Annotated in this window: 22 protein-coding genes; 8 read left to right on the forward strand and 14 right to left on the reverse strand. The window is 73.1% G+C overall.

The genetic code is table 11. From position 1 onward, the window contains the following. Positions 1-187: 187 nt before the first annotated feature. On the reverse strand, positions 188-568 hold the full coding sequence (locus ACZ7GX_RS10920) for a cupin domain-containing protein (RefSeq protein WP_498775230.1): 381 nt from the start codon (positions 566-568) through the stop codon (positions 188-190). 344 nt (positions 569-912) lie between these two features. On the opposite strand from ACZ7GX_RS10920, the gene ACZ7GX_RS10925 reads away from it, so the two are divergent. Next, a complete protein-coding gene (locus ACZ7GX_RS10925; protein WP_498775232.1) occupies positions 913-1,956 on the forward strand; it encodes a ferritin-like domain-containing protein in 1,044 nt (347 codons plus the stop codon). A gap of 61 nt (positions 1,957-2,017) precedes the next feature. Here ACZ7GX_RS10925 and ACZ7GX_RS10930 read toward each other — a convergent pair whose 3' ends face one another. From ACZ7GX_RS10930 to ACZ7GX_RS10950, 5 genes are read right to left on the reverse strand one after another with little or no spacing between them, the layout of a single operon-like run. Continuing rightward, entirely contained in the window at positions 2,018-2,917 is a 900-nt protein-coding gene (locus ACZ7GX_RS10930) for a sugar kinase (RefSeq protein ID WP_498775234.1), read from the reverse strand. Then, the gene (locus ACZ7GX_RS10935; protein WP_498775236.1) at positions 2,914-3,537 is read right to left on the reverse strand and encodes a bifunctional 4-hydroxy-2-oxoglutarate aldolase/2-dehydro-3-deoxy-phosphogluconate aldolase; all 624 of its coding nucleotides are present in this window, start codon (positions 3,535-3,537) and stop codon (positions 2,914-2,916) included. The genes ACZ7GX_RS10930 and ACZ7GX_RS10935 overlap by 4 nt, the downstream gene beginning before the upstream one ends. Before the next feature lie 18 nt (positions 3,538-3,555). Further along, on the reverse strand, positions 3,556-4,701 hold the full coding sequence (dgoD, locus tag ACZ7GX_RS10940; protein ID WP_498775238.1) for a galactonate dehydratase: 1,146 nt from the start codon (positions 4,699-4,701) through the stop codon (positions 3,556-3,558). A gap of 32 nt (positions 4,702-4,733) precedes the next feature. After that, positions 4,734-5,489, reverse strand: coding sequence for an SDR family NAD(P)-dependent oxidoreductase (locus ACZ7GX_RS10945; RefSeq protein WP_498775240.1), 756 nt, complete (start codon positions 5,487-5,489; stop codon positions 4,734-4,736). Next, positions 5,486-6,196, reverse strand: coding sequence for a FadR/GntR family transcriptional regulator (locus ACZ7GX_RS10950; RefSeq protein WP_498775242.1), 711 nt, complete (start codon positions 6,194-6,196; stop codon positions 5,486-5,488). Before ACZ7GX_RS10950 ends, ACZ7GX_RS10945 begins: the two co-directional genes overlap by 4 nt. 127 nt (positions 6,197-6,323) lie before the next feature. On the opposite strand from ACZ7GX_RS10950, the gene ACZ7GX_RS10955 reads away from it, so the two are divergent. The 5 genes from ACZ7GX_RS10955 to ACZ7GX_RS10975 are packed head-to-tail and all read left to right on the forward strand — an operon-like array spanning position 6,324 to position 12,961. Further along, positions 6,324-8,633 carry a beta-galactosidase gene (locus ACZ7GX_RS10955; RefSeq protein ID WP_498775244.1) on the forward strand — a complete coding sequence of 770 codons (2,310 nt, stop codon included), beginning with the start codon at positions 6,324-6,326 and terminating at the stop codon, positions 8,631-8,633. Continuing rightward, on the forward strand, positions 8,630-9,946 hold the full coding sequence (locus ACZ7GX_RS10960) for an ABC transporter substrate-binding protein (RefSeq protein WP_498775246.1): 1,317 nt from the start codon (positions 8,630-8,632) through the stop codon (positions 9,944-9,946). Before ACZ7GX_RS10955 ends, ACZ7GX_RS10960 begins: the two co-directional genes overlap by 4 nt. Continuing rightward, complete coding sequence (locus ACZ7GX_RS10965) at positions 9,943-10,884, forward strand: carbohydrate ABC transporter permease (protein WP_498775248.1); 942 nt, start codon at positions 9,943-9,945, stop codon at positions 10,882-10,884. Before ACZ7GX_RS10960 ends, ACZ7GX_RS10965 begins: the two co-directional genes overlap by 4 nt. Further along, positions 10,881-11,723 (forward strand): carbohydrate ABC transporter permease, encoded by an 843-nt coding sequence (locus ACZ7GX_RS10970; protein WP_498775250.1) that lies wholly within the window; start codon positions 10,881-10,883, stop codon positions 11,721-11,723. Before ACZ7GX_RS10965 ends, ACZ7GX_RS10970 begins: the two co-directional genes overlap by 4 nt. Beyond that, positions 11,720-12,961, forward strand: coding sequence for a cellulase-like family protein (locus ACZ7GX_RS10975; protein WP_498775252.1), 1,242 nt, complete (start codon positions 11,720-11,722; stop codon positions 12,959-12,961). The genes ACZ7GX_RS10970 and ACZ7GX_RS10975 overlap by 4 nt, the downstream gene beginning before the upstream one ends. 106 nt (positions 12,962-13,067) lie before the next feature. On the opposite strand, the gene ACZ7GX_RS10980 is transcribed toward ACZ7GX_RS10975, so the two are convergent. The 3 genes from ACZ7GX_RS10980 to ACZ7GX_RS10990 are packed head-to-tail and all read right to left on the reverse strand — an operon-like array spanning position 13,068 to position 14,759. Then, the gene (locus ACZ7GX_RS10980) at positions 13,068-13,424 is read right to left on the reverse strand and encodes a hypothetical protein (RefSeq protein ID WP_498775254.1); all 357 of its coding nucleotides are present in this window, start codon (positions 13,422-13,424) and stop codon (positions 13,068-13,070) included. After that, entirely contained in the window at positions 13,421-13,846 is a 426-nt protein-coding gene (locus ACZ7GX_RS10985; RefSeq protein ID WP_498775256.1) for a hypothetical protein, read from the reverse strand. Before ACZ7GX_RS10985 ends, ACZ7GX_RS10980 begins: the two co-directional genes overlap by 4 nt. Then, positions 13,833-14,759, reverse strand: coding sequence for a GTPase domain-containing protein (locus ACZ7GX_RS10990; protein ID WP_498775258.1), 927 nt, complete (start codon positions 14,757-14,759; stop codon positions 13,833-13,835). The genes ACZ7GX_RS10985 and ACZ7GX_RS10990 overlap by 14 nt, the downstream gene beginning before the upstream one ends. 168 nt (positions 14,760-14,927) lie before the next feature. Between ACZ7GX_RS10990 and ACZ7GX_RS10995 the strand changes: the two genes are divergently transcribed. Further along, entirely contained in the window at positions 14,928-15,485 is a 558-nt protein-coding gene (locus tag ACZ7GX_RS10995; protein ID WP_498775260.1) for a hypothetical protein, read from the forward strand. A 33-nt stretch (positions 15,486-15,518) separates the two neighbouring features. Here ACZ7GX_RS10995 and ACZ7GX_RS11000 read toward each other — a convergent pair whose 3' ends face one another. Continuing rightward, positions 15,519-16,388 (reverse strand): helix-turn-helix domain-containing GNAT family N-acetyltransferase, encoded by an 870-nt coding sequence (locus tag ACZ7GX_RS11000; protein ID WP_498775262.1) that lies wholly within the window; start codon positions 16,386-16,388, stop codon positions 15,519-15,521. Positions 16,389-16,490: 102 nt separating this feature from the next. On the opposite strand from ACZ7GX_RS11000, the gene ACZ7GX_RS11005 reads away from it, so the two are divergent. Next, on the forward strand, positions 16,491-17,804 hold the full coding sequence (locus tag ACZ7GX_RS11005; protein WP_498775264.1) for an FAD-dependent oxidoreductase: 1,314 nt from the start codon (positions 16,491-16,493) through the stop codon (positions 17,802-17,804). 70 nt (positions 17,805-17,874) lie between these two features. On the opposite strand, the gene ACZ7GX_RS11010 is transcribed toward ACZ7GX_RS11005, so the two are convergent. The 4 genes from ACZ7GX_RS11010 to ACZ7GX_RS11025 form a co-directional block, all read right to left on the reverse strand. Beyond that, positions 17,875-18,819, reverse strand: coding sequence for an NAD(P)-binding domain-containing protein (locus ACZ7GX_RS11010; RefSeq protein WP_498775266.1), 945 nt, complete (start codon positions 18,817-18,819; stop codon positions 17,875-17,877). Positions 18,820-19,070: 251 nt separating this feature from the next. Further along, positions 19,071-19,463, reverse strand: coding sequence for an arsenate reductase ArsC (locus tag ACZ7GX_RS11015; RefSeq protein ID WP_498775268.1), 393 nt, complete (start codon positions 19,461-19,463; stop codon positions 19,071-19,073). A 70-nt stretch (positions 19,464-19,533) separates the two neighbouring features. Then, the gene (locus ACZ7GX_RS11020; RefSeq protein ID WP_498775270.1) at positions 19,534-19,725 is read right to left on the reverse strand and encodes a three-helix bundle dimerization domain-containing protein; all 192 of its coding nucleotides are present in this window, start codon (positions 19,723-19,725) and stop codon (positions 19,534-19,536) included. 195 nt (positions 19,726-19,920) lie between these two features. Next, entirely contained in the window at positions 19,921-20,577 is a 657-nt protein-coding gene (locus ACZ7GX_RS11025) for a hypothetical protein (protein WP_498775272.1), read from the reverse strand. Positions 20,578-20,651 lie beyond the last annotated feature (74 nt).

The following is a 20,651-nucleotide window of genomic DNA, read 5'->3' on the forward strand; positions in this document are numbered from 1 at the left end:
CGCCCCCGCCAAAGCCCCCCTTGTTTCCCGTCCGCCCAAGGCGCCAAAGGGGGTCCCCCCCCCCCCCCCCCCCCCGCCCCCCACCCCCCCCCCCGCCCCCCCCCCCGCCCCCCCCCCCCGAGATCCGGGACGCCGTGTGCGACGGCGTCCTCTCCCCGACCAGCCGGATGAACTGCGTGGCCCCGGGTCAGTTCGGCCGCGGCGCCCGGCGGTCCGCCCGCTGGGCGAGTTCGTCGGCGTCCACGAGGTCGACCATGGGCTTGCCCGGCTCGCACAGCATGGTGACGGTGAACCGCACCGGGATGTCGTCGCGGTTGTTGCCGTCCTGGTAGTGGATGACATCGCCACCCGGTTCCCAGAACGCCTCGCCCGCTCGCACGACGCGCGCCGGTTCGCCTTCGAGCTCGAAGACCATCTCGCCCTCCAGCACGTAGCCGAAGGCCGGTCCGGGGTGCCGGTGCGGCGGGGTGCCGGGGTCGCCGGGCGGGTACTCGACGACGACGGTCATCGCGTGCGCACCGGCCGGGATGACGGGTGGGTGCGCTTCCTGCACCACGGTGAACGACATGGCAAGACCTCCTTGAGGAACGGGATCACCAGCGAAGACCGGACACCTCCGGGTTTTGTGACGCGCCGGCGGTGTCACAGCCCGCCGCTCGGCTCGGTCCTGGCCGGCACCTGCGCCCGCCTGCCCTCGGTCGGGCGGGGGCGCCAGTCAAGCGGTGCTGCGCCACTCGCCGTGCCCGGTCGCGGTCGTCCGGCCCGACGCGAGCCCACCGGCGCCGTGAGGACGCCCCTCTGCCGCGGGCACTGTGACGTTCGTCCGGTCTTCCCGCGGTCACCGATCCGAGGGCTGTCCGGTCTTCCCGGTCAGCGGGCCGTTCGCCCGCGTGCCTTCGAGGAAGGACCACCATGACCGGCATCACCACGATCGAGGACCTGCGCGCGCACCCGCAATGGGCGATCGAGCTGGAGCACGCCACGCTGCCGCCGTACCTCTGCGCCCTGTACTCCCTCGATCCCCAGCGCAACGCCGAGGCCGCCGAGGTCGTCGGCACCGTGTTCGCCGAGGAGATGCTGCACCTGCTGCTGGCGGCGAACCTGCTCAACGCCGTCGGTGGCGACCCGGTGCTCGACGCGCCGCACCTGCTGCCGACCTACCCCCACCCGCTGCCCCACAGTGACGGGTCCGTGCGGGTCGGGCTCGCCCCGTTCGGCCCGGCCGCCCTGGAGGTGTTCCTGCACATCGAGCAGCCCGCCCGTGCCGACGGGCCCGCGCAGACCGAGGGCTACGCCACGATCGGCCAGTTCTACGCGGCGATCGAGCAGGGTCTGCGCGACCTGTGCGCCTCGCTCGGCGGGGAGGCCGTGTTCACCGGCGACCCCGGGCGGCAGGTCCGCGACTTCCGCCTGCGCCGGGGCGGCGGTCGGGCGATCGCGGTGCAGGACCTGGAGTCGGCGCTCGCGGCGATCGGCGAGATCGTCGAGCAGGGCGAGGGCGCGGCCCGCACGGAGGTCTGGGACGGCGACCGGGACGTGTTCCACCCTGACCGCGACGAGGTCGCGCACTACTACCGGTTCGTGGAGTTGAAGCGGGGCAGGCGGTTCCGGGCGGGTGACACGCCGCGGTGCGGCCCCACGGGCGAAGAACTGCCCGTGGACCTCGGTGGTGTGGCGCCGATGCGGCCGAACCAGCGCACGGCGGACTACGCGCCGGGCAGCCCCGTCCGGCTCGCGCAGGAGGAGTTCAACGACACCTACTGCGGACTGCTGCACCTGTTGGAGGAAGCGTTCACCGGGAGCCCGGCGCGGCTCGGCGCTTCGGTCGGGGTCATGTACGCGCTGCGCGAGCAGGCGCGTGCGCTGATGCGGATGCCCAGTGGCGACGGTCGGACGACGGCGGGTCCGACGTTCGAGTACGTGCCGAAGGAGCAGCGGCGCGACCGCACCGGGTGACGCACGGGCGACTTGCCGGCCGCGAGGCGGCCGGGAGGCGGTCGCCAGGCGGTCGCTGGGGTCATCGCAGGGTTGAGCCGGGGGCCAGGTCGAGCAGTGGCAGTTCGGGCCTGGTCGGCAGGCCTTCCCAGTCGCCGACGGTCATGACGGCGAACGCGGCCGTCGTGTTGGCCCGCGCCAGGCACGCCGCCGGGTCGAGGCCGTCCAGCAGGCCGGACAGGTAGCCGGCCGTGAACGCGTCGCCGGCGCCCACCGGGTCCACGGCCCGGACCCGGTGGGCGGGCGCGGTCCAAGTGCCGGTGGCGGTGCGCACCCGGGCGCCGTCCGCGCCGAGCTTGGTGACGACGTGGTCGCCGGGGCTCCCGACGAGGTCGAGCTCCTCGGGCGAGCCGATGACCACGGATGCCTTGCGCGCCAACGGGGTGAGCACCCGTGACGCCTCCGCCGCGGACCACAGGCGGCTGCGGTGGTTGACGTCGAAGGACACCAGGCCGCCCTGGTCGAGCACGTGGTCCACGGCGGCGTGGGTGGCGGCCAGCGGTTCGGCGCCGAGCGCGGGCGTGATGCCGGTGACGTGGAGCAGCCGGGCGCCGCCGGTCAGGCCCGCCACCACGTCCTGCCCGGTCAGGCGTGACCCGGCGGACCCGGCGCGGTGGTACAGCACGCGGGTCACGTCAGGGGTGCGCTGCTCGAACAGGATCAGCCCGGTGGGCGCGTCCTCGTCTCGGACCACCGCGGAGGTGTCCACGCCCTCTGCCCGCAACGTCCGCAGCACCAGCTCGCCCGGCTCGTCCGCGCCCACGCGGCCCACCCACCGGGCGGTGTGGCCCAGCCTGGCTAGCCCGATGGCCACGGTGCTCTCCGCGCCGGCGATCGAGGTGGTGGCGGTCGAGCCGAGGCGCCAGCCGCCGGTCGACCGCAACGACATCATGGTCTCGCCGAACGCGATCGCGTCGATCACGCCCCGACCGCCTTCGCGACGAACGCGCGGGCCCGCCGGGCCAACCCCGCCAGGTCTCCCCCGTCGGGCGCGTCACCGGTGAGCGGCGAGCCGATGCCGACGGCGACCGCGCCGGCCGCCAGGTACCGCTCGACGTCGTCCACGCCGATGCCGCCCACCGGGACGAGCGGGACGTCCGGGAACGGTGCGCGCAGCGCGGCGACGTGCCCGGGTCCGAGCGAGGACGCCGGGAACACCTTGACCGCCGCGGCGCCCGCGCGGTGCGCCGCAAGGACTTCCGTGGGGGTCAACGCGCCCGCCAGGACCGGCAGCCCCAGCCCGACCGACGCCTGCACGCCTTCACCCAGGGCCGGGGTCACGGCGAAGGTCGCACCCGCGTCCCGCGCCCGGCGGGCGTCGTCGGCGGTCAGCACGGTGCCCGCGCCGACGTGGACACCCGGGCCCGCGGTCGCGGCGACGCGCTCGATGACCTTGAGCGCGTCGGTGCCCGTGAGCGACACCTCCACCAGCGAGATCCCGTTGTCCACGAGCACGGCGGCGACGCGCTCGCACGCCTCGGCGTCGCGCCCGCGGATGATGGCCATCAGCCGGTGGTCACGCAGTGCCTCGATCAACCGCACGTCTTCCTCCGCTCCTCGTCACCACTCGGCGAACGAACCGTCGTCGTGCCGCCACACCGGGGGTCGCCACCGGTGTCCGACCGCGTCCGCGCGCCGCACCGCGTCCTCGTCGACCTCGATCCCCAGGCCGGGCGCGTCCCAGCGGCGGATCGCGCCGTCGTGGAAGGTGAACGGGGTGCGGTCGAGCACGTAGTCGAGCAGTTCGGCGCCCCGGTTGTAGTGGATGCCGATGCTCTGCTCCTGGATCAAGAAGTTGGGGGTGGCGAACGCGACCTGGAGGCTGGCGGCCAGCGCGATGGGGCCCAGGGGGCAGTGCGGTGCCAGCAACGCGTCGTGGACCTCCGCCAGGGACGCGATGCGCCGCACCTCGGAGATGCCGCCCGCGTGGGACAGGTCCGGCTGCACCACCGCGACGCCGGCGCGCAACGCGGGCAGGAAGTCCGCTCGCGAGTACAGGCGTTCACCGCAGGCGATCGGCACGGGACTCGCCCTCACGACGTCGGCGAGCCGGTCGCGGTGCTCGGGCAGGACCGGTTCCTCCACGAACAGCGGGTGGAGCGGCGCCAGCTCGGGCAGCACGCGCAGGGCGGCGGCCGTGGTGAACCGGCCGTGGAAGTCCACGGCGACATCGCGGTCGTCCCCGATGACCTCGCGCACCGCGGCCAGGCGCGCGACGACGGCGGCGGTCTCGGAGCGGGTCGGGATCGGGCCCGTCCGGCCGCTCGCGTTGACCTTCACGGCGGTGAGCCCGGCGGCGACCTGCGCGGCGGCGGCGTCCGCGACCTCGGCGGGCTCGTCACCGCCGATCCACCCGTACACGCGGACCCGGTCGCGGACCGCGCCGCCGAGCAGTCGGTGCACGGGCACGCCGAGCGACTTGCCGAGGATGTCCCACAGGGCCTGGTCGACGCCGGCGGCGGCGCTGGAGAGGACGGGGCCGCCGCGGTAGAACGCGGACTTCGTCATCACCTGCCACAGGTCCTCGATGCGGCCCGGGTCGGCGCCGACGAGCAGGTCGGACAGCTCCTCGACGGCCGCGCGCACGGTCTCCGCCCGGCCTTCCACCACCGGTTCGCCCCAGCCGGTGACGCCTTCGTCGGTGCTGACGCGGCAGAACAGCCAACGGGGTGGGACCAGGAACGTCTCGACGGCGGTGATCTTCACGCGGCGCCCTCCTCTCTGGTCGCGACGACCGGTCAGGACGAGGTCTTGTAGACGCTCCACCCGCCGTCGACCGGCACGCAGGCGCCGGTGACGAACGAGGCGTCGTCGCCGACCAGGAAGGCGATGACGGCGGCCACCTCCGCCGGGCGGCCGAGGCGTCCCACGACGGTCTGCTCGGCGCTGGCGCGGCGGTCGTCGGGCCCGATGTCGTCCCAGGCGGCGGTGAGCACCGGCCCGGGCAGGACCGCGTTGACGCGCAGCTCGGCGCCGTACTCGGCGGCCAGTTGGCGGGTCAGGCCGGTCAGCCCGGCCTTGGCCGAGGCGTAGGCGGCGCGCCCCGGCAGACCGACGAGGGCGTGCACGGAGGAGGTCAGCACCACCGCGCCGCGCCGGTCGCGACGCAGGTCGGGCAGGCACTCGCGGACGCCGAGGAACGCACCGGTGAGGTTGACCGCGAGCTGCCGTTCCCAGGACCGCGTGGTGGTCTCGTGCGCGGGCCGCACGTCGACCGTGTACGCGTTGTTGACCAGCACGTCGACCGGCCCCAGCTCGTCGCGGCAGACGCGGACCGCCCGGGCCCAGTCGGATTCGGAGCTGACGTCGCAGTGCGCGGCCACCGCGCGTCCACCGGCGCCGGTGATGGCCGACGCCACGGCTTCCACCTCCCGTGACACGTCCAGCAGCGCGACGGCCGCGCCGTCACGGGCCAGCCGGCGCGCGGTCGCTTCGCCGATGCCCCGCGCCGCGCCCGTGACCACGGCGACGCGGCCGGACAGCGGCCCGGTCACCGGCGCTCCGTCCGGGCGGCCACCGCGTCGAGGTCCTCCAGGGCCTTGGCCAGCAGGTCGAGCATGGCCAGCTCGGCGCGCGGGCCGTCGCCGGCGCGCACGGCGTCGAGGACCGCGCGGTGGCTGGGCACGGGGTCGTCGACGTCGGTGTGGGCGTGCACCAGGCGGTCACGGGCGCGCAGGCCGGGTTCCAGGAGCAGGTCCATGCGCGCGAACAGCTCGTTGCCCGTGGCGGCGAGCAGCGCGCGGTGGAACACGGCGTCGGCTTCCGCCGCGGCGGCGGGATCGCGCCCGGCCGAGGCCATGGCGTCCAGCGCCGCGTCGAGGGCTCGCAGGTCGTCGTCGGTGCGGCGCAGCGCGGCCCGATGGGCGACCGCGGGCTCGATGACGGATCGCAGGTCCGCCAGGTCGCGCAGGACGCGTTCGGCGTCGCCGCCGTCGATGCGCCAGTCGATCACGTCGGCGTCGAGCAGGTTCCACTCCGCCCGGGGCCGGACGAACGTGCCCCGCTTCTGCCTGGCGTCCACGAGGCCCTTGCCGGTCAACACCTTGAGCGCCTCGCGCAGCACCGTGAGGCTGACGTCCAGCTCGTCGCCCAGGGCGCGCAGGTCGAGCACGTCGCCGGGCGCGTGCCGGCCGGCCACGATCCGCGAGCCGATGTCCTGCACGACCTGGTAGTGCACTCCTCGGCCGGTGTAGCGGGCCATGTCGCTCCTCCCCGCGGTGGTCGTCCAAGAGCGTAGCAAGTCCTCATTAATTATGAATAATCCTTGACAGTGCCGAGGCCGGTGCCCACGATGAACCCGCCCGGCCACCGGAGACCAGGAGCGCCACATGCCCACGCTGCACGCTCACGTCCCCGTCCCGCCGCTGGTGGGGCACCTGCCGATGGGCGCCGGTGGTCCCCGACCGGTGCGGGTCGACAGCCGCGCGGTGAGCCGGGACGGGCGCCCGTGGCTGCCGGTGATGGGCGAGTTCCACTTCAGCCGCTTCCCGGAGGCGTTCTGGCGGCGCGAGCTGCTGATGATGAGAGCGGGCGGGATCGACCTCGTCGCCACCTACCTGTTCTGGAACCACCACGAGGAAGTGCGCGGGCGGCTGCGCTTCGACGGCAACCGCGACGTGCGGCGCTTCGTCGAGCTGTGCGCCGAGCTCGGCCTCGCGGTGTCGGTGCGGCTCGGTCCGTGGTCGCACGGCGAGTGCCGCAACGGCGGCTTCCCGGACTGGGTGGACGGGTCGGGCCGCACACCGCGCACCGACGACCCCGCCTACCTCGACCTCGTGCGGCCGTACTACGAGGCGATCGCCGGGCAGCTGGCCGGGCTGTGGTGGGCGGACGGCGGTCCGATCGTCGCGGTGCAGGTGGAGAACGAGCTGTACGACCAGCCCGACCACCTGGCCACGTTGCGCGTGCTCGCCGAAGCGGCGGGCATGAGCGCTCCACTGTGGACGGCGACCGGCTGGGGCGCCGCCCGGCTCCCGCCCGACGTCGTGATCCCCGTCTACGGCGGCTATCCCGAGGCGTTCTGGGAGAACGCCTCCGACGGCTGGGCGCGCGAGGTCCGCCGCCACTACTTCCCCACCCCGATCCGGGACGACCACGCGATCGGCGCCGACCTGCGCACCACCGCACCCGAGGGCAGCGGTCCCGACGACACCCGCTACCCCTACGCGACGTGCGAGCTGGGCGGCGGCATGGCGATCGCGTACCACCGCCGTCCCCTCGTCCCGGCGGCGGACGTCTCGGCCCTGGCGCTGGCCAAGCTCGCGAGCGGGTCGGCGTGGCAGGGCTACTACCTCTACCACGGCTGCTCGCAGCGACTGGACCTCGCGACGGGCAACCAGGAGTCGCACGAGACCGGCTACCCCAACGACCTGCCGGTCGTGGACTACGACTTCCAGGCCCCGCTGGGCCAGTACGGGCAGGTGCGGCCGTCGTTCGCGGCGCTGCGACTTCAGCACCTGTTCCTGCGCGACTGCGGCGCCGACCTCGCGCCGGCCGTCGCACACCTGCCCGACGAACGACCGCCGGACCTGGACGACCGCGGCGCGCTGCGCTGGTCGGTGCGGTGGAGCGGTGACCGGGCGTTCCTGTTCGTCAACAACCACCAGCCCCACGAACCGCTGCCCGAGCACCACGACGTGCGGTTCGACGTCGTGCTCGGCGACCGGACCGTGCGGCTGCCCGCCGAGGGCGTGACGATCCCGTCCGGAGCGCACTTCGCGTGGCCCATCGGGTACGTGGTCGGCGGAGTGGACCTGGCCTGGGCGAGCGCGATGCCGGTGACCCGGTTCACCTGGGACGGCGTGCCCACCGCCGTGTTCGTGGCCACGGCGGGCATCCCCGCGCGGTTCGCGTTCCCCGCCGGCACGCGGGTGCGCGGCGCGCCGGTCGACGACCAGGGCGTGGCCACCGTCCCCCGTCCCGGCGTGGACGCCGTGCTCACGGCCACCACGCCCGACGGCGCGACGGCACGACTGCTGGTCCTCGACGAGGACACCGGGCTCCGGGTGCAGCGGCTGTCGTCGGCCGGGGTCGACACGCTGGTGCTGTGCGACGAGCCCGTGGTGGTCGACGGCGACTCGGCGTGGGTGGAGACGACGGCCGGTCTGCTGGACGTGTCGTTCCTGCCCGAACGGCTCGCCGGAGAGCCGCACGGCGCGTTCACCCGCGTGCGCCTCGCCACGGACGCCACGTCGTGCGAACCGGTGACGACGGCCGTGCGCGCCGAAGCCAAGGCGCCACCCGCCCGGACGGGCGGTCCGCGGCTGCGGGCGTCGGCGCCGGTGGACGAGGACTTCGAGCACGCCGCGGTCTTCCACGTCGCCGTGCCCGCCGAGGCGCTGCGCGGCGACGGCGAGGTGCTGCTGGGGTGCGACTACACCGGGGACGTCGCCCGCGCGTACGTCGGCGGCCGGCTCGTGGCCGACCACTTCTGGCACGGCCCGGAGTGGGAGATCGGTCTGCGCCGCTTCGCCGACGAGGTGCTGGAGCACGGCGTGGAGATCCGGGTGCTGCCGCGCCCGGACGGCAACGCGGTGTACGTCGACCAGTCGGTGCGCTCGCGGTACGAGGCCGCACGGGACACCGCCGCGGTCGACTCGGTCCGGCTGGTCCGCCGCACGCGGGTGGAGCTGTGGTGAGCCGCCTGAGCCGGAGGTCCCTGCTGCGCGGCGCGCTCGGCGTCACGGCCCTGGGCGCGTCGGGCGCGTGCGGCGCCCGTTCGACGGCGCCGATCACCTCCGGCGGCGTGGACCTGCGCGTCTGGACCCACGACCCCGGCTACGTCACCACGTTCACCGAGGCCGCTGCCGATCCCGCCATCACCGGCGGCTCGGCGTTCACCTTCCGACCGCGGATCACCTCCGCCGCGCCGGGCGACATCGTCACCCGCATGATCGCCCAGGCGGTGGCCGACGGGAACACCCCGGACCTGGCGGGCGTGGTCATCGACCAGTTCCCGCGGGTGATGGGCTCGGCGATCGCCGAGAACCTGTTCGTCGACCTGACCGACGAGGTCGCGCCGTTCGGCGACGACCTGCTCAAGCTCGCCCCGTACGCGGTGGGCGGCCGGCCCTACGGCCTCGACTCCGACAACTCGATCACGGTGCTGTACTACCGGCAGGACGTGTTCGCCGAGCACGGCGTCCCCGAGGACGTGACGACGTGGGAGGAGCTGGCCGAGCACGGCGAGCGGCTGGCCCGCGACCGGCAGGTCAGCCTGGGCATGGTGTCGGTCGGCGACAACGGCGCGATCGTCAACGGCTTCACGCAGGTGCTGCTGCAACGCGGCGGGCGGGTGTTCGACGAGTCCGGCGCCCTCGTGCTCGACTCGCCCGAGGCGGTCGAAGTGCTGGAGTTCCTGTCACGCGGGGTGCGGAGCGGGTTCCTGCTGGCGCTGCCCGACCCGTACGGCAGCGCGTGCGCCGCCGCGCTGAAGTCCGGGCGACTCGCCGCGACCGCCATGCCGAACTGGTACAACGCCTACGGCCTGCAGGCCAACGTGCCCGACCAGAAGGGGCGGTGGCGGATGCGCACGCTGCCGAGGTTCGCCGGCGGCGGCCACCTGGCCACCACGCTCGGCGGCACCGCGTTCACCGTCGTCAAGGACAAGCCCGCCACGCGGGCGGCGCTGGAGTTCCTGCGCCGGGTCTACCTGACCCGCGAGGGCCAGGTGCTGCGCTACCACGCGGGCGGCTACCTGCCGACGCTGCGGCCCCTGTACCGCGACCCCGAACTGCTCGCGGTGCGGGACGAGTACCTCGGCGGCCAGCGCGTGTTCGACGTCTACTCGGCGGCGGCCGACGACCTGCCGCTGTTCCACCAGGCCGCGGGCATGCAGGTGCTGGCCACCGTGCTGGGCGGACCCGTCCTCGACGCACTCCGGGGGCGCACGTCCGCGCACGCCGCGATCAAGGCGGGCATCGCGGCCTACCGGCAGCAGGTGAAGCGATGAGCACCTCGACCCTCGACCGCGCGTCGACGACGACCGCCGACGCGGCCGGCGGCTCGTGGTGGTCGCGGCACCAGCGCGAGGCGGCTCCCTACGCCTTCGTGTCCCCGTTCTTCGTGTTGTTCGGGCTGTTCATGGCGGTGCCGATCCTGGTCGGCCTGTACCTCAGCTGCACCGAGTGGGCCGGGCTCGGCACGCCGCGCTGGGTCGGGCTGCGCAACTACGCCGACCTGCTCACCGACGCGAGCTTCTGGACCTCGATGGGCAACACCGCGTGGTACGTGGTGTTCACGCTGCTGGTCGTGGTCCCGGCGGCGCTGCTGACCGCCCAAGCGCTCAACGCCCGCGGGCTGCGTGGCCGCGACGTGTTCCGGCTGGCCTTCTTCATGCCGGTGGTCATCTCGCCCATCGTGATCACCCTGGTGTTCGGCCTGTTCTTCGACACGGAGTTCGGCATCGTCAACGGGGTGCTGAAGGCGGTGTTCGGGTTCGGCGGCGTCGACTGGACCGGTGACCCCGCCTGGGCCAAGGTCACCGTGGTCGTCCTGGTGCTGTGGCGCTGGACCGGCTACCTGACCGTGTTCTTCCTGGCCGGGCTGCAGAACGTGCCGCGCGAGCTGTACGAGGCCGCCGCCATCGACGGCGCGGGGCCGCTGCGGCGCTTCACCAGCGTGACGCTGCCGGCGCTCAAGCCGGTGACGGCGTTCGTGGCCGTGACCGTGCTGGTGAGCACGGCGCAGATCTTCGAAGAGCCGTTCCTGCTCACCCAGGGAGGGCCGGGCGAGTCGACGCTGTCGGTGGCGATGTTCGTCTACCGCGCGGGTTTCCAGCGCCAGCAGCTCGGCTACGCCGCCGCCGCGGGTGTGGTGCTGTTCGTCGTCGTGGTGGCCCTCGGGCTGCTGGCCAACCGCTTGCTCGGCGTGGGAAGGGACCCCCGATGAGCACCCTGACCGCACGTCGCCCGCTCGCCGGCCGCGTCCTGCTCTACGCCTTCCTGATCGCCCTGCTGGCGGTCTTCGCGCTGCCGCTGCTGTGGGCGCTGGCGTCGTCGTTCAAGAGCCGGGCCGACATCTTCTCCTACCCGCCCACCCTGCTGCCGGACCCGGCCGTGCCGGACAACTACCGGGGGCTGCTGCAGGCGCAGCCGTTCTGGAGCTGGTTCACCATCAGCACGGTCGTCGCCGTCATCTCCACCGCGGTCGCGGTCCTGCTGTGCTCGCTGGCCGGGTTCGCCTTCGCCAAGTACCGCTTCCGCGGTCGCCAGGCCCTGTTCACGATCATGTTCAGCTCGCTGGCCGTGCCGTTCGCGGTGATCGTCGTGCCGCTGTTCGTCATGGTCGCCAAGGCTCGGCTGACCGAGCCGTGGTTCGCGCTCGTCGTGCCCTGGGTCGCGCCCGCGTTCGGGATCTTCATGATGCGCCAGTTCACCGAGCAGGCCATCCCCGACGAACTGGTCGACGCCGCCCGCGTCGACGGCTGCACCGAGTTCGGCCTGTTCCGACGGGTGGTGCTGCCGCTGCTGCGTCCCGCGCTGGGCGCGCTGGGCGTGTGGTCGTTCCTCACCAGCTACAACAGCCTGCTGTGGCCGCTGATCGTGATCAGCGAGCCCGAGGACTACACGCTGCCGATGGGCATCCAGGCGCTGTTCGGCGCCACCGGGCGGCAGTACGACCTGGTGCTCGCCGGATCGGTGCTGGCCGCCGTGCCGAGCCTGCTGGTGTTCTTCCTGCTGCGCAAGCAGTTGCTGGAGGGCCTGACCGCCGGGGCGGTGAAGGCGTGACCCCCGGGAAGCTGACCATCACGCTGTGGGACTTCACCTGGTACACCCGTTCCGGGCCCGGTGAGCCGTTCGAGGACCTGGACCGCTGCTTCGCCGAGGCGGTGGAGCGCGGGTACAACACCGTGCGGATCTGCGCGATGCCGCTGCTGCTGTTCCGCTCCGGTGTGGACACCTCCGCCCTGCGGCTCGGCCCGCTGGGCGGCGGTTACGGCGAACGGGTCCGCTGGTACGACGTGCGGGTCGAGACCACCGTCGACGCGCGGGAACGGCTGCTCGACCTGTTCCGCGCCGCGCGGCGGCACGACTGCTTCGTCGTCCTGTCCAGTTGGGAGTACCAGCAGAGCCCGGCCTTCGCCCTCTCCCCCGCCTGGCACGACGCCGTGCGCGCGATCGACCCGGAGGACCGCGCGACGGCGCTGGCCGACGCGTTGGCCGACCTGCTCGACCTGCTGGACGAGCACGGCTTGGCCGACCGGGTGGCGTTCACCGAACTGCACAACGAGGTGCAGGCGGGCGGCCTGGCCGAGGGCCTGGCCGGGGACCCCGTGGTGGCGCTGCGCCCGCGCCTGGAGCGCGGACTGGCCCGGTTCAAGGAGCGCCACCCCGCCCAGCGGGTCGCGGTGAACTACGCGGGGGTGCCGGTCGGCTCCCTGCACGGCGTCCCGCGCACCGCGGACGTGGCGGTGTTCCACCCGTACGTGTACGGCGTGCTGGACGAGCTGCTCGACGAGTTCGCCCTGCGCGACACGACCCGTCCGTTCCCCCAGGACCGCGCCCGCCGCGACCTGCTGCGCCCCGGCGCGCCGGACCTGGACGACTGGCTCCCGCCGGAGGGGCAGCGGTGGCGGCTGGACGCCACCATCGTCGGCCGACGGGAGGTGTACGTCCACGACTGGTGCGACCCCGGCAAGTGGGACGCCTGGCTCCACGACCGCTACGCCACCCACCGCACCGCCATGCGCGAGCGGCTGACGACCTGGATCGACGCCGCCGCCGACTGGGCCGCCGAAACCGGCGTGCCACTGGTGTTCGGCGAGGGCTGGATCGGCTACACCCCGCTGCACGGCGCCTTCGAGGAGGGACCGGTCGGCGCCGCGTTCTGCCGCACCGCCGCCCGTGACGCCGCACGGGTCGGCGCCTGGGGCTCGGTCGTGTGCTCCAACGCCGCACCCCACCACCCGATGTGGCACGACATCGCGCTCCAGCGCGAGTGCAACACCCTGTTCACCCGATCCTGACGTCTCCGGTGACGCTCGGCAGCGTCACCGACCGACCTGTGCCCCGTCAGCGGTGGTTTCGGACATCGGCGGGAAAGCGCTTACCCCGGAGCCGAGACCTCGAGGCTCAGGACCAGCAGAGCGGTTGGGCGGGTGGGTCGCGGTACGCCAGGAGCGCCAGCGCGACCACGGCCAGCGCGAACAGCACCGCTGCCGTCACGTACAGCATCCGGTTCGTCGCGCGGCCGTTCTCCTCGAAGCCGCTGGCGGGCGCCTGTGCTCGGACCACACCCGCGAGCACGGCCAGGAGCGACGAGGCGCCGAGCACGATCGCGGCGAGCAACAGGGTCTGGTCGCCGGGATCGGCGAGGACGTCGACGCCCGCCACCGCGAACGCCACGAACGCCAGGCCGCCGATCACGGTCAGGACCTGGAGCACGTCGGCCAGCCGCCCCACGTAGACCCACGCCGCCCTCCCCGTCATCGCGACCGCTCCGAGATCGGGAACCGGGCGATCCTCGCGCGGGTCGTCGCCAGCCGCAGCTCCGACCACTGCTCGTCCTGCGCCACCACGGGAAGCAGGTCCCGCGCGGTCCGGGACAGGCTCACCATCACCGTGGCGTCGCGGTCGCGGGTACCCCTCATCCGGGTGGTCGCCAGGAACAGCACGCCCACACCTCCACCGGAAGCCGCCGCGACGGACACCGCGGCCACGGCGGCGGCCAACCCCCCTGCGTCCACCAGGCCGCCGGTGACCGCCGCGCCGGCGAGCAGGAACACCAGTTGCCACGCGCGCAGGACGTTCAGCCGCCAGGTCGCCTGGTCCACCGCGGCCAGGAGCGTCTCGGCGTGGACGAGCGCGTGCTCCAGTTCCACGCCCAATGCCCCGCGATCAGGCTCGATCATCGCCACTGAACTCCCAGAGTGTGTTGATGAAGGTGGTCAGGAGCACCGAGATGACGTCCGGCTTGCCGGTGGACTGCACGACCGACTCGCCGACAGGGTAATCCTCCGGGAACGACACCAGCGGCACCACGGCGATGCGCGGCCGCTCCGCCGTGCCGAAGCGCTCCTCGCCGAGGTGGTTCACCAGCGCGCGCAGCTCGCGGGCGAACGGGCTGTCGTCCTTCGGCTGCTCCGCCGGCAGGTAGTAGCGCCCCGCCTGGCGCAACGACTCGGCGTTCTGGAACAGGTCGACCTTCGCCACGGCGATCACCAGCCACAGGCGCTTCCGCGTGCCGCGCCAGCTCTCCTTGAGCAGCGCGCACGTCTGGCGGAAGTCGTCGAGCTCGCCCTTGCGGTTGTACTCACGGGTGCGCGCCACGTCCGGGTCCACGCCTTCCGGGGCGTCACCCGTGGCCGTCGAGGCGATGGCCACCTGCTCGGCGGTGGAGTCCCAGATCGTGCTGTACCCCCACGACACGACGTGCACCACGCCGTCGGGCGACCTGCCGTTGCGGAAGTACTTCCGCAACGTCCGCTCACCCTGCGCCGAGTCCTTCTGGCCGGGCACCACGACCGACTTGACCTGCTTGCTGCCGTGCTCGGTCACCGCGACGAAGCGGTCCGACTCCGCGTCGGGGCTCTCCTCCCCCAACGGGTAGTCGCCGAACAGCAGCCGCCCGCGGATCGCCTTGAGCAGCGTCGACTTCCCGGTGCCGCGCATGCCGGTGACGGCCATGGCCACGTCGGGCGTGGCGAAGAAGTTCCACCGCCGCCGGAACCGGACCTTCCGCTCACGCGGGCCGCCCGGTCGCAGCACGAGAGGGGTCAGCGCGGCCCATCGTCGTCGCACCGGTAACCAGATGTCGTCGGGCACGCGTACCTCCGCCGCGCGGGATCCTCGTCGAACGGACAATCGCCGAATCCCGGAACCCGTTACACCGCAGAACGTGAGGCCCCCTCCCATTGGCTCGGCGGAGCCCGGTCAGCGCGGCGAATCCGTCCTCTGTGGACAGCGAGTCGAAACCGCGGACATACTGGCGGCGTGACGCGGGATGACTGGGTGGCCGAGCGGGCGCGGGAGTTCGAGTCGTGGCGGGGTAGGCGGGTGCTGTCGTGGGTCGGCGTGGAGATGGCGTTGAGGGAGAACGCCGCGGGCGGTGGTCCCCGGTTCGAGGATCCGGAGGTGCCCTGTCTGCAACTGTTCGGCTTGCAGGCGTCGCTGGACGATGACAGCGCACTCAGTGTCACCACTTACCAAGATGACGCGGAGTTCGGGTTGCGCGCGTGGGCCGACGCCCGGTTCCCGGACGGCGAGAAGTGGGACGGGATCTACCGGTGGAGGGCGTTGACCGAGTTGCCGCTCGGCCAGGTCGAGGAGGTGGACGTCGTCGTCGACGAAGGTGTCCTGGCCGAGGTGTGCCTGCGGATCGGGGCACGGCCGCTGCTGCTGATCGCCGGTGAGCTGGACGAGACCGTTGCCGGTGGGTTGTCGTTCCACCGGCTCGACGAGTCGGTTCTCGCGTTCACCGATCCCGGCGACGCCGAGCGTGTTCCGTGGACCCCGCCCCGGCGGCACGGGGTGGCCGGGAACGGTCGCTAGTCGTCCACGTTCCCGTATGCGCCTGGGGCGTGTTCAGCAGGTGGCGCAGTCCGGTGCGGTGAGGACGGAGGCGGAGTCGGCGCGGCGTTCGAGCATGACGGTGTCGCGCCAGACGCCGTGGTGTCGGGCGATGCGTTCGCGGACGCCGACGGTGCGGTAGCCGGCCGAGTGGTGCAGGGCGATGCTGGCCCGGTTCTCGGGGAAGATCGCGGTCTGCAGGGTCCAGAGGCCGCCCTGGTCGGCGGCGGTGACCTGCCGGTGCAGCAGCGCCTTGCCCACCCCTCGGCCGCGGAAGCCGTCACCGACGTAGACCGACGTCTCGGCCACGCCCGAGTAGCACTCCCGGGCCGAGACGGGGGTGGCGGCCGCCCAGCCGGCGACCCGACCGTCGACCACGGCGACCCAGCGGTGCCCGGGCAGCCACTTGGCTTCCAGCGTGCGGCGGCTGGGCGTCTCGGTCTCGAAGGTGGCGTTGCCGGTGGCGATGCCCTCGCCGTAGATGCGGCGCACCTCCGGCCAGTCGTCGTCGGCCAGCGGGCGGACGGTGACGTCGGCGGGCAGGTCGGCCGGGCAGCACGGGCGGGTGACGATGGTGCCCATGACGGCGTCGGCGGCGTGCGGCAGGCCCGTGCAGCACGCCGGGTTGACCGACACCAGGGTCGCGGTGCCCTCCTTGCGCAACCGCACGAACCCGACGTCGGCGAGTTTGCGCAGGTGGTGCGAGCAGGTGGACTGGCTGACGCCGACCGCCTCGGTCAGCGCGCCCACGGTGATCTCGCCGGGGTGGGTGGCGACGGTGTGCAGCAGGCGCACGCGGGTGGGGTCGGCCAGGCAGGCGAACCACTCGGCGTAGGTGGAGGCGTCCTCGGGGGCGAGGCCCACCGCGGGCAGCGTCGTCGTCATACCCACCAGAGTATCGACAAACGCCGATGGTTGCATCCATCGAGCAGACTCGATACATTCCCACCTGTTCGATCGAAGACAGACGATGAAAAGGGGTGGCTCGTGGACGAGCTTCCGGTGGTCGTGGTCGGGGCGGGGCCGGTCGGGTTGGCGGCGGCGGCGCACCTGCTCGAACGCGGCCTGCGACCCGTGGTGCTCGAAGCCGGCCCCCAGGCCGGCGCGGCGGTGGCCCGGTGGCGGCACGTGCGCCTGTTCTCCCAGTGGTCCGAACTCGTCGACCCCGCCGCCCGCCGACTGCTCGAGCCCACCGGGTGGCGTTCACCCGACCCCGACGGCTACCCGACCGGCGAGCAGTGGGCAGCCGAGTACCTGGTGCCGCTGGCCGAGGCGCTGGGCGAGCACGTCCGGGTGAACGCCCGCGTCATCGGCGTCGCCCGCCGCGGACGGGACCGCGTCGTGGACGCCGGCCGCGACAGCGAACCGCTCACCGTGCACGTCGAAGGCGGCCGGCGGATCACCGCACGGGCCGTCGTCGACGCCTCCGGCACCTGGGGCGCGCCCAACCCGCTCGGCGGCGACGGACTGCCCGCGGCCGGTGAGCCGGAGGCGGCGGACCGGATCGGCTACCGCGTGCCCGACCTGGACCGCGAGGCCGAACGGTACGCGGGCAAGCGGATCGCCGTGGCCGGCAGCGGGCACTCCGCGCTCACCGCCCTGGTCGCACTGACGAACCTCGCCGAACGGCACCCCGGCACGCACGTCACCTGGCTGCTGCGCCGCGGCGCGGTCGGCAACGTCTTCGGCGGCGGCGAAGCCGACCAACTGCCCGCACGCGGCGCCCTCGGACTGAAGGCACGCGCGGCGGTGAAGGCCGGGCACGTCGAGGTCGTCACCGGCTTCCGCACCGCAGCCGTCGAACGAGACGGCGACCGCGTGGTGCTGGTGTCGGAAGACGGGCACCGCCTCGACCCCGTGGACGAAGTCGTGGCACTGACCGGGTTCCGACCGGACCACTCCTGGCTGTCCGAAGTCCGGCTCGACCTCGACCCCGTACTCCAAGCGCCGACCACGCTCGCCCCGCTCATCGACCCCAACGTCCACTCCTGCGGCACCGTCCACCCACACGGCGCGAATGAACTGCGCCACCCCGAGCCCGGCGTCTACCTGGTCGGGATGAAGAGCTACGGCCGCGCCCCGACGTTCCTCGCGATGACCGGCTACGAACAGGTCCGCAGCGTGGCCGCCGAGATCGCCGGCGACCACGAAGCCGCCACCAAGGTCGAACTCACCCTCCCCGAAACCGGCGTCTGCGGCGGATCCGGAGTCTTCGACGTCGAACCGACGTCCACCGGCGGGTGCTGCGGCGGCCTCCAGGTGGCGGAGCTGACGTTGACGGCTCCGAGTTCGCGCGTCTGACGTCCGGCAGCCCGGCGGAACCGAGGGGCGCGCCGGGCTCCGGCCCCGCTCGCGGTGAGGACCGAAGTGATCACCTGCGGGTGACCCTGCCCAGTTCCTTCGCGATGGTGTGCACGGCGGCGCGCGCGGTCGGGCCGACGCCGATCAGGGTGGCCGAGGCGGGGCCGGTCCAGTTGCCGTAGCCGAGCAGGTGCAGGCGGGGTTCCCCGTGGACGTGGCCGTCGCGGTCGCGCAGGCCCAGCGGCGCCAGGTGGTCGAGCGCGGGGCGGAAGCCGGTGCACCAGATGACCGTGTCGGCGTCGGCGAGCGCTTGGCGGTTCATCGGTTGGGCCACCAGGACGCCTCGGTCGCGGGCGTCGCGCACGGGTGGGACGGCCACGATGTCGCCGAGGGCCCCGACGCCGCCGGGCTGGTGGGTGGCGATGTCGAACAGGGCCTTGCCGTCGATCTCGTCGGGCAGGTAGCGGGGCGGTCGGCGGGTGATCCAGGTCAGGTCGACGTGGTCGGCGAGGTCGGCGGCGATCTGGGCGCCGGAGTTGCCGCCGCCGACCACGACCACGCGTTGCCCGGCGAGTTCCCGCGGGTTGCGGTACCGCACGGTGTGCAGTTGGCGTCCGGGCAGGCCGCGGGCGCCGGCGGGGACGAACGGTCGCCACCACGTGCCGGTGGTGCTGATGACGGCGTCGGCGAACCGGCCGTCCACGTCGTAGCCGCCGTCGACCCGGCGGACCGCGCGCACGCGGACCGGACGTTCGACCGGCAGCTCGTAGCGCTTCTCGTAGGCACGCAGGTAGTCCACGACGTGCCCGGCGGTCGGGTAGCCCTCGTGCGGGAAGGGCGGCATCGGCCGGCCGGGCAGGGAGCTGTGCCGGGCCGGGGAGAACAGGCGCAGCGAGTCCCAGCCGTGCAGCCACGCGCCACCCGGCTCGGGCTGGGCGTCGAGGATGGTGAAGTCCAGCCCGGCCCGGCGCAGGTAGTAGCCCGCGGCGAGCCCTGCCTGGCCGCCGCCGATCACGATGACGTTCAGCGCCGCTCCGCCTCTGCCGACTCCTCGTGGGGCGGACGGTGGGGGCCCGCGGTGCCCGGTGAGTGCTCGACCCGGTTCCGGCTCCACGGGCGGCTCGGTGCCCAGGCGTTGACGGGGGTCTTCAGGTGGTGGCTGAGCGCTTTGTCCGCCATGAGCTGCGCAGCCTCCCCCATTGGTCCGGAATCCGTCGGCGCAATGGTCGCATCCCCGACGACCGGGGTGACGGCAGGCCGGGGTCCTCACGCAACCGGCACGTCCAGTTCGGCGAGCAGGGCGCGCACCCGGCGTTCGATCTCGTCGCGCACCGGCCGGACGTCCGCCACCGCCTTGCCCGCCGGGTCGTCCAGCTCCCAGTCCAGGTAGCGCTTGCCGGGGTGGACGGGGCACGCGTCGCCGCAGCCCATGGTGACCACGACGTCGGCGGCGCGGACGATCTCCTCCGTCCACGGCTTGGGGAACTCGCCGGTGATGTCGATGTCGCGTTCGGCCATGGCCTCGACGGCGGAGGGGTTGATCTCGTAGCCCGGCTCCGAGCCGCCCGACCACGCCACCGCCGCGTCACCGGCCAGGCGCCGGAAGAACCCGAGCGCCATCTGGCTGCGCCCGGCGTTGTGGACGCAGAGGAACAGCACGGTCGGCTTGCCGTCCTGGTGGTGGCCCTCGACCCGGGCGAGGGCCTGGAGACGTTGGCGGGCGAACCGTTCAGCCAGCAGCGGCAGGGTAGTTCGGGATCGTGCTGTGCGCGGCGAACTGGTCGTAGCTGGAGTGCAGGAACCGCTCGATCGTCTCCACGCCGAACACCCCGTCGAACGACTCGCGCAACCGTGCCGCCGCCGTGCGCAGGGCGAGTTGCTGATCGATGCTCAGATCGTGGTGCTCGCGTGTCCCGGCCATGCCAGGCCCTCCAAGTCGATCAGTCAGGAGTTATTGAGTCAATGATGGTTGACCTTTACCCTCCGAGTCAACCCGCACCCAACCACCGACCGAACCCTCGACCCCGCCGCGCCCTCCGCCACCCGCCACCCCGTCCGGACGTCTCCCTGGAGCCACCGGCCCCACCTCCAGCCGCCCACTCGCGGCCATCGGCCGTCAGATGAGGTTCGGGATGTCCGCGAGCTTGTGGTAGCCGATCTGCTGGTCGACCACCCTCGCCAAGTCCTTGGCATCTCGGGCCCGACCCAAGACCTCGTCCAACCACACCCGTCCGTTCACCCAGTCGAGCGGAAGCCGAGTCCGCGGCCAGACCTCGAGAAGGGAACGGGCCACCGCGATTCCTTCATCGACCAGGTCTTGTTCCGCGCAGACCGCTGCCACCAAGATGCTTTGCCCGACTTCGTGAACGGCCGGCGGGTGGCCATCGGCATGCCGGTTCTTCGCATGGTCGTGGAGCGCACGAACCACCTCCACAATCCCAGGCGGTTCGTCCACCGACAGGCTGGACTGTCGACGAACACCCTCGACCGCAACCCGGAACTCTTCCGCGTGCCGCGAGAACATGACCTGTTTCTGCGCACCCGAATCATCCAGGAGCCTCTGCCCCATGGTCAGGGAGATGACCGGGAAAGGCACTGCGAGCACATGGATGTGCACCGTCGGGAAGTACGCGTCGCCCGCGGTGTTGCGATCGAGGGTTATCCCTTGCACCACCGGACCCAGCCGCCTCAACAACCGCAGCGGACGCCACACCGCGAACTGGTCGAAAGTCCGGCCCCAGTCAGAGGTGACCTTTCCGCTCCCGACGGTCATGCCGTGTCACGCACGGTCGGGTCGGTGCGGTCGTAGCCCTCACGGTCGCCGTGACCGGGGGTCACGAACTTCGG

The organism is Actinosynnema sp. NPDC037264 (assembly GCF_055603705.1).

Excerpts from the sequence above, each read along its gene's own strand:
- ACZ7GX_RS11025 (WP_498775272.1), bottom strand. The coding sequence starts at position 20,577 with ATGACCGTCGGGAGCGGAAAGGTCACCTCTGACTGGGGCCGGACTTTC.
- ACZ7GX_RS10970 (WP_498775250.1), top strand. The coding sequence starts at position 10,881 with ATGAGCACCCTGACCGCACGTCGCCCGCTCGCCGGCCGCGTCCTGCTC.
- ACZ7GX_RS10985 (WP_498775256.1), bottom strand. The coding sequence starts at position 13,846 with ATGATCGAGCCTGATCGCGGGGCATTGGGCGTGGAACTGGAGCACGCG.
- ACZ7GX_RS11020 (WP_498775270.1), bottom strand. The coding sequence starts at position 19,725 with ATGGCCGGGACACGCGAGCACCACGATCTGAGCATCGATCAGCAACTC.
- ACZ7GX_RS10950 (WP_498775242.1), bottom strand. The coding sequence starts at position 6,196 with ATGGCCCGCTACACCGGCCGAGGAGTGCACTACCAGGTCGTGCAGGAC.
- ACZ7GX_RS10980 (WP_498775254.1), bottom strand. The coding sequence starts at position 13,424 with ATGACGGGGAGGGCGGCGTGGGTCTACGTGGGGCGGCTGGCCGACGTG.
- ACZ7GX_RS10920 (WP_498775230.1), bottom strand. The coding sequence starts at position 568 with ATGTCGTTCACCGTGGTGCAGGAAGCGCACCCACCCGTCATCCCGGCC.
- ACZ7GX_RS10965 (WP_498775248.1), top strand. The coding sequence starts at position 9,943 with ATGAGCACCTCGACCCTCGACCGCGCGTCGACGACGACCGCCGACGCG.
- ACZ7GX_RS10925 (WP_498775232.1), top strand. The coding sequence starts at position 913 with ATGACCGGCATCACCACGATCGAGGACCTGCGCGCGCACCCGCAATGG.
- ACZ7GX_RS10955 (WP_498775244.1), top strand. The coding sequence starts at position 6,324 with ATGCCCACGCTGCACGCTCACGTCCCCGTCCCGCCGCTGGTGGGGCAC.
- ACZ7GX_RS11000 (WP_498775262.1), bottom strand. The coding sequence starts at position 16,388 with ATGACGACGACGCTGCCCGCGGTGGGCCTCGCCCCCGAGGACGCCTCC.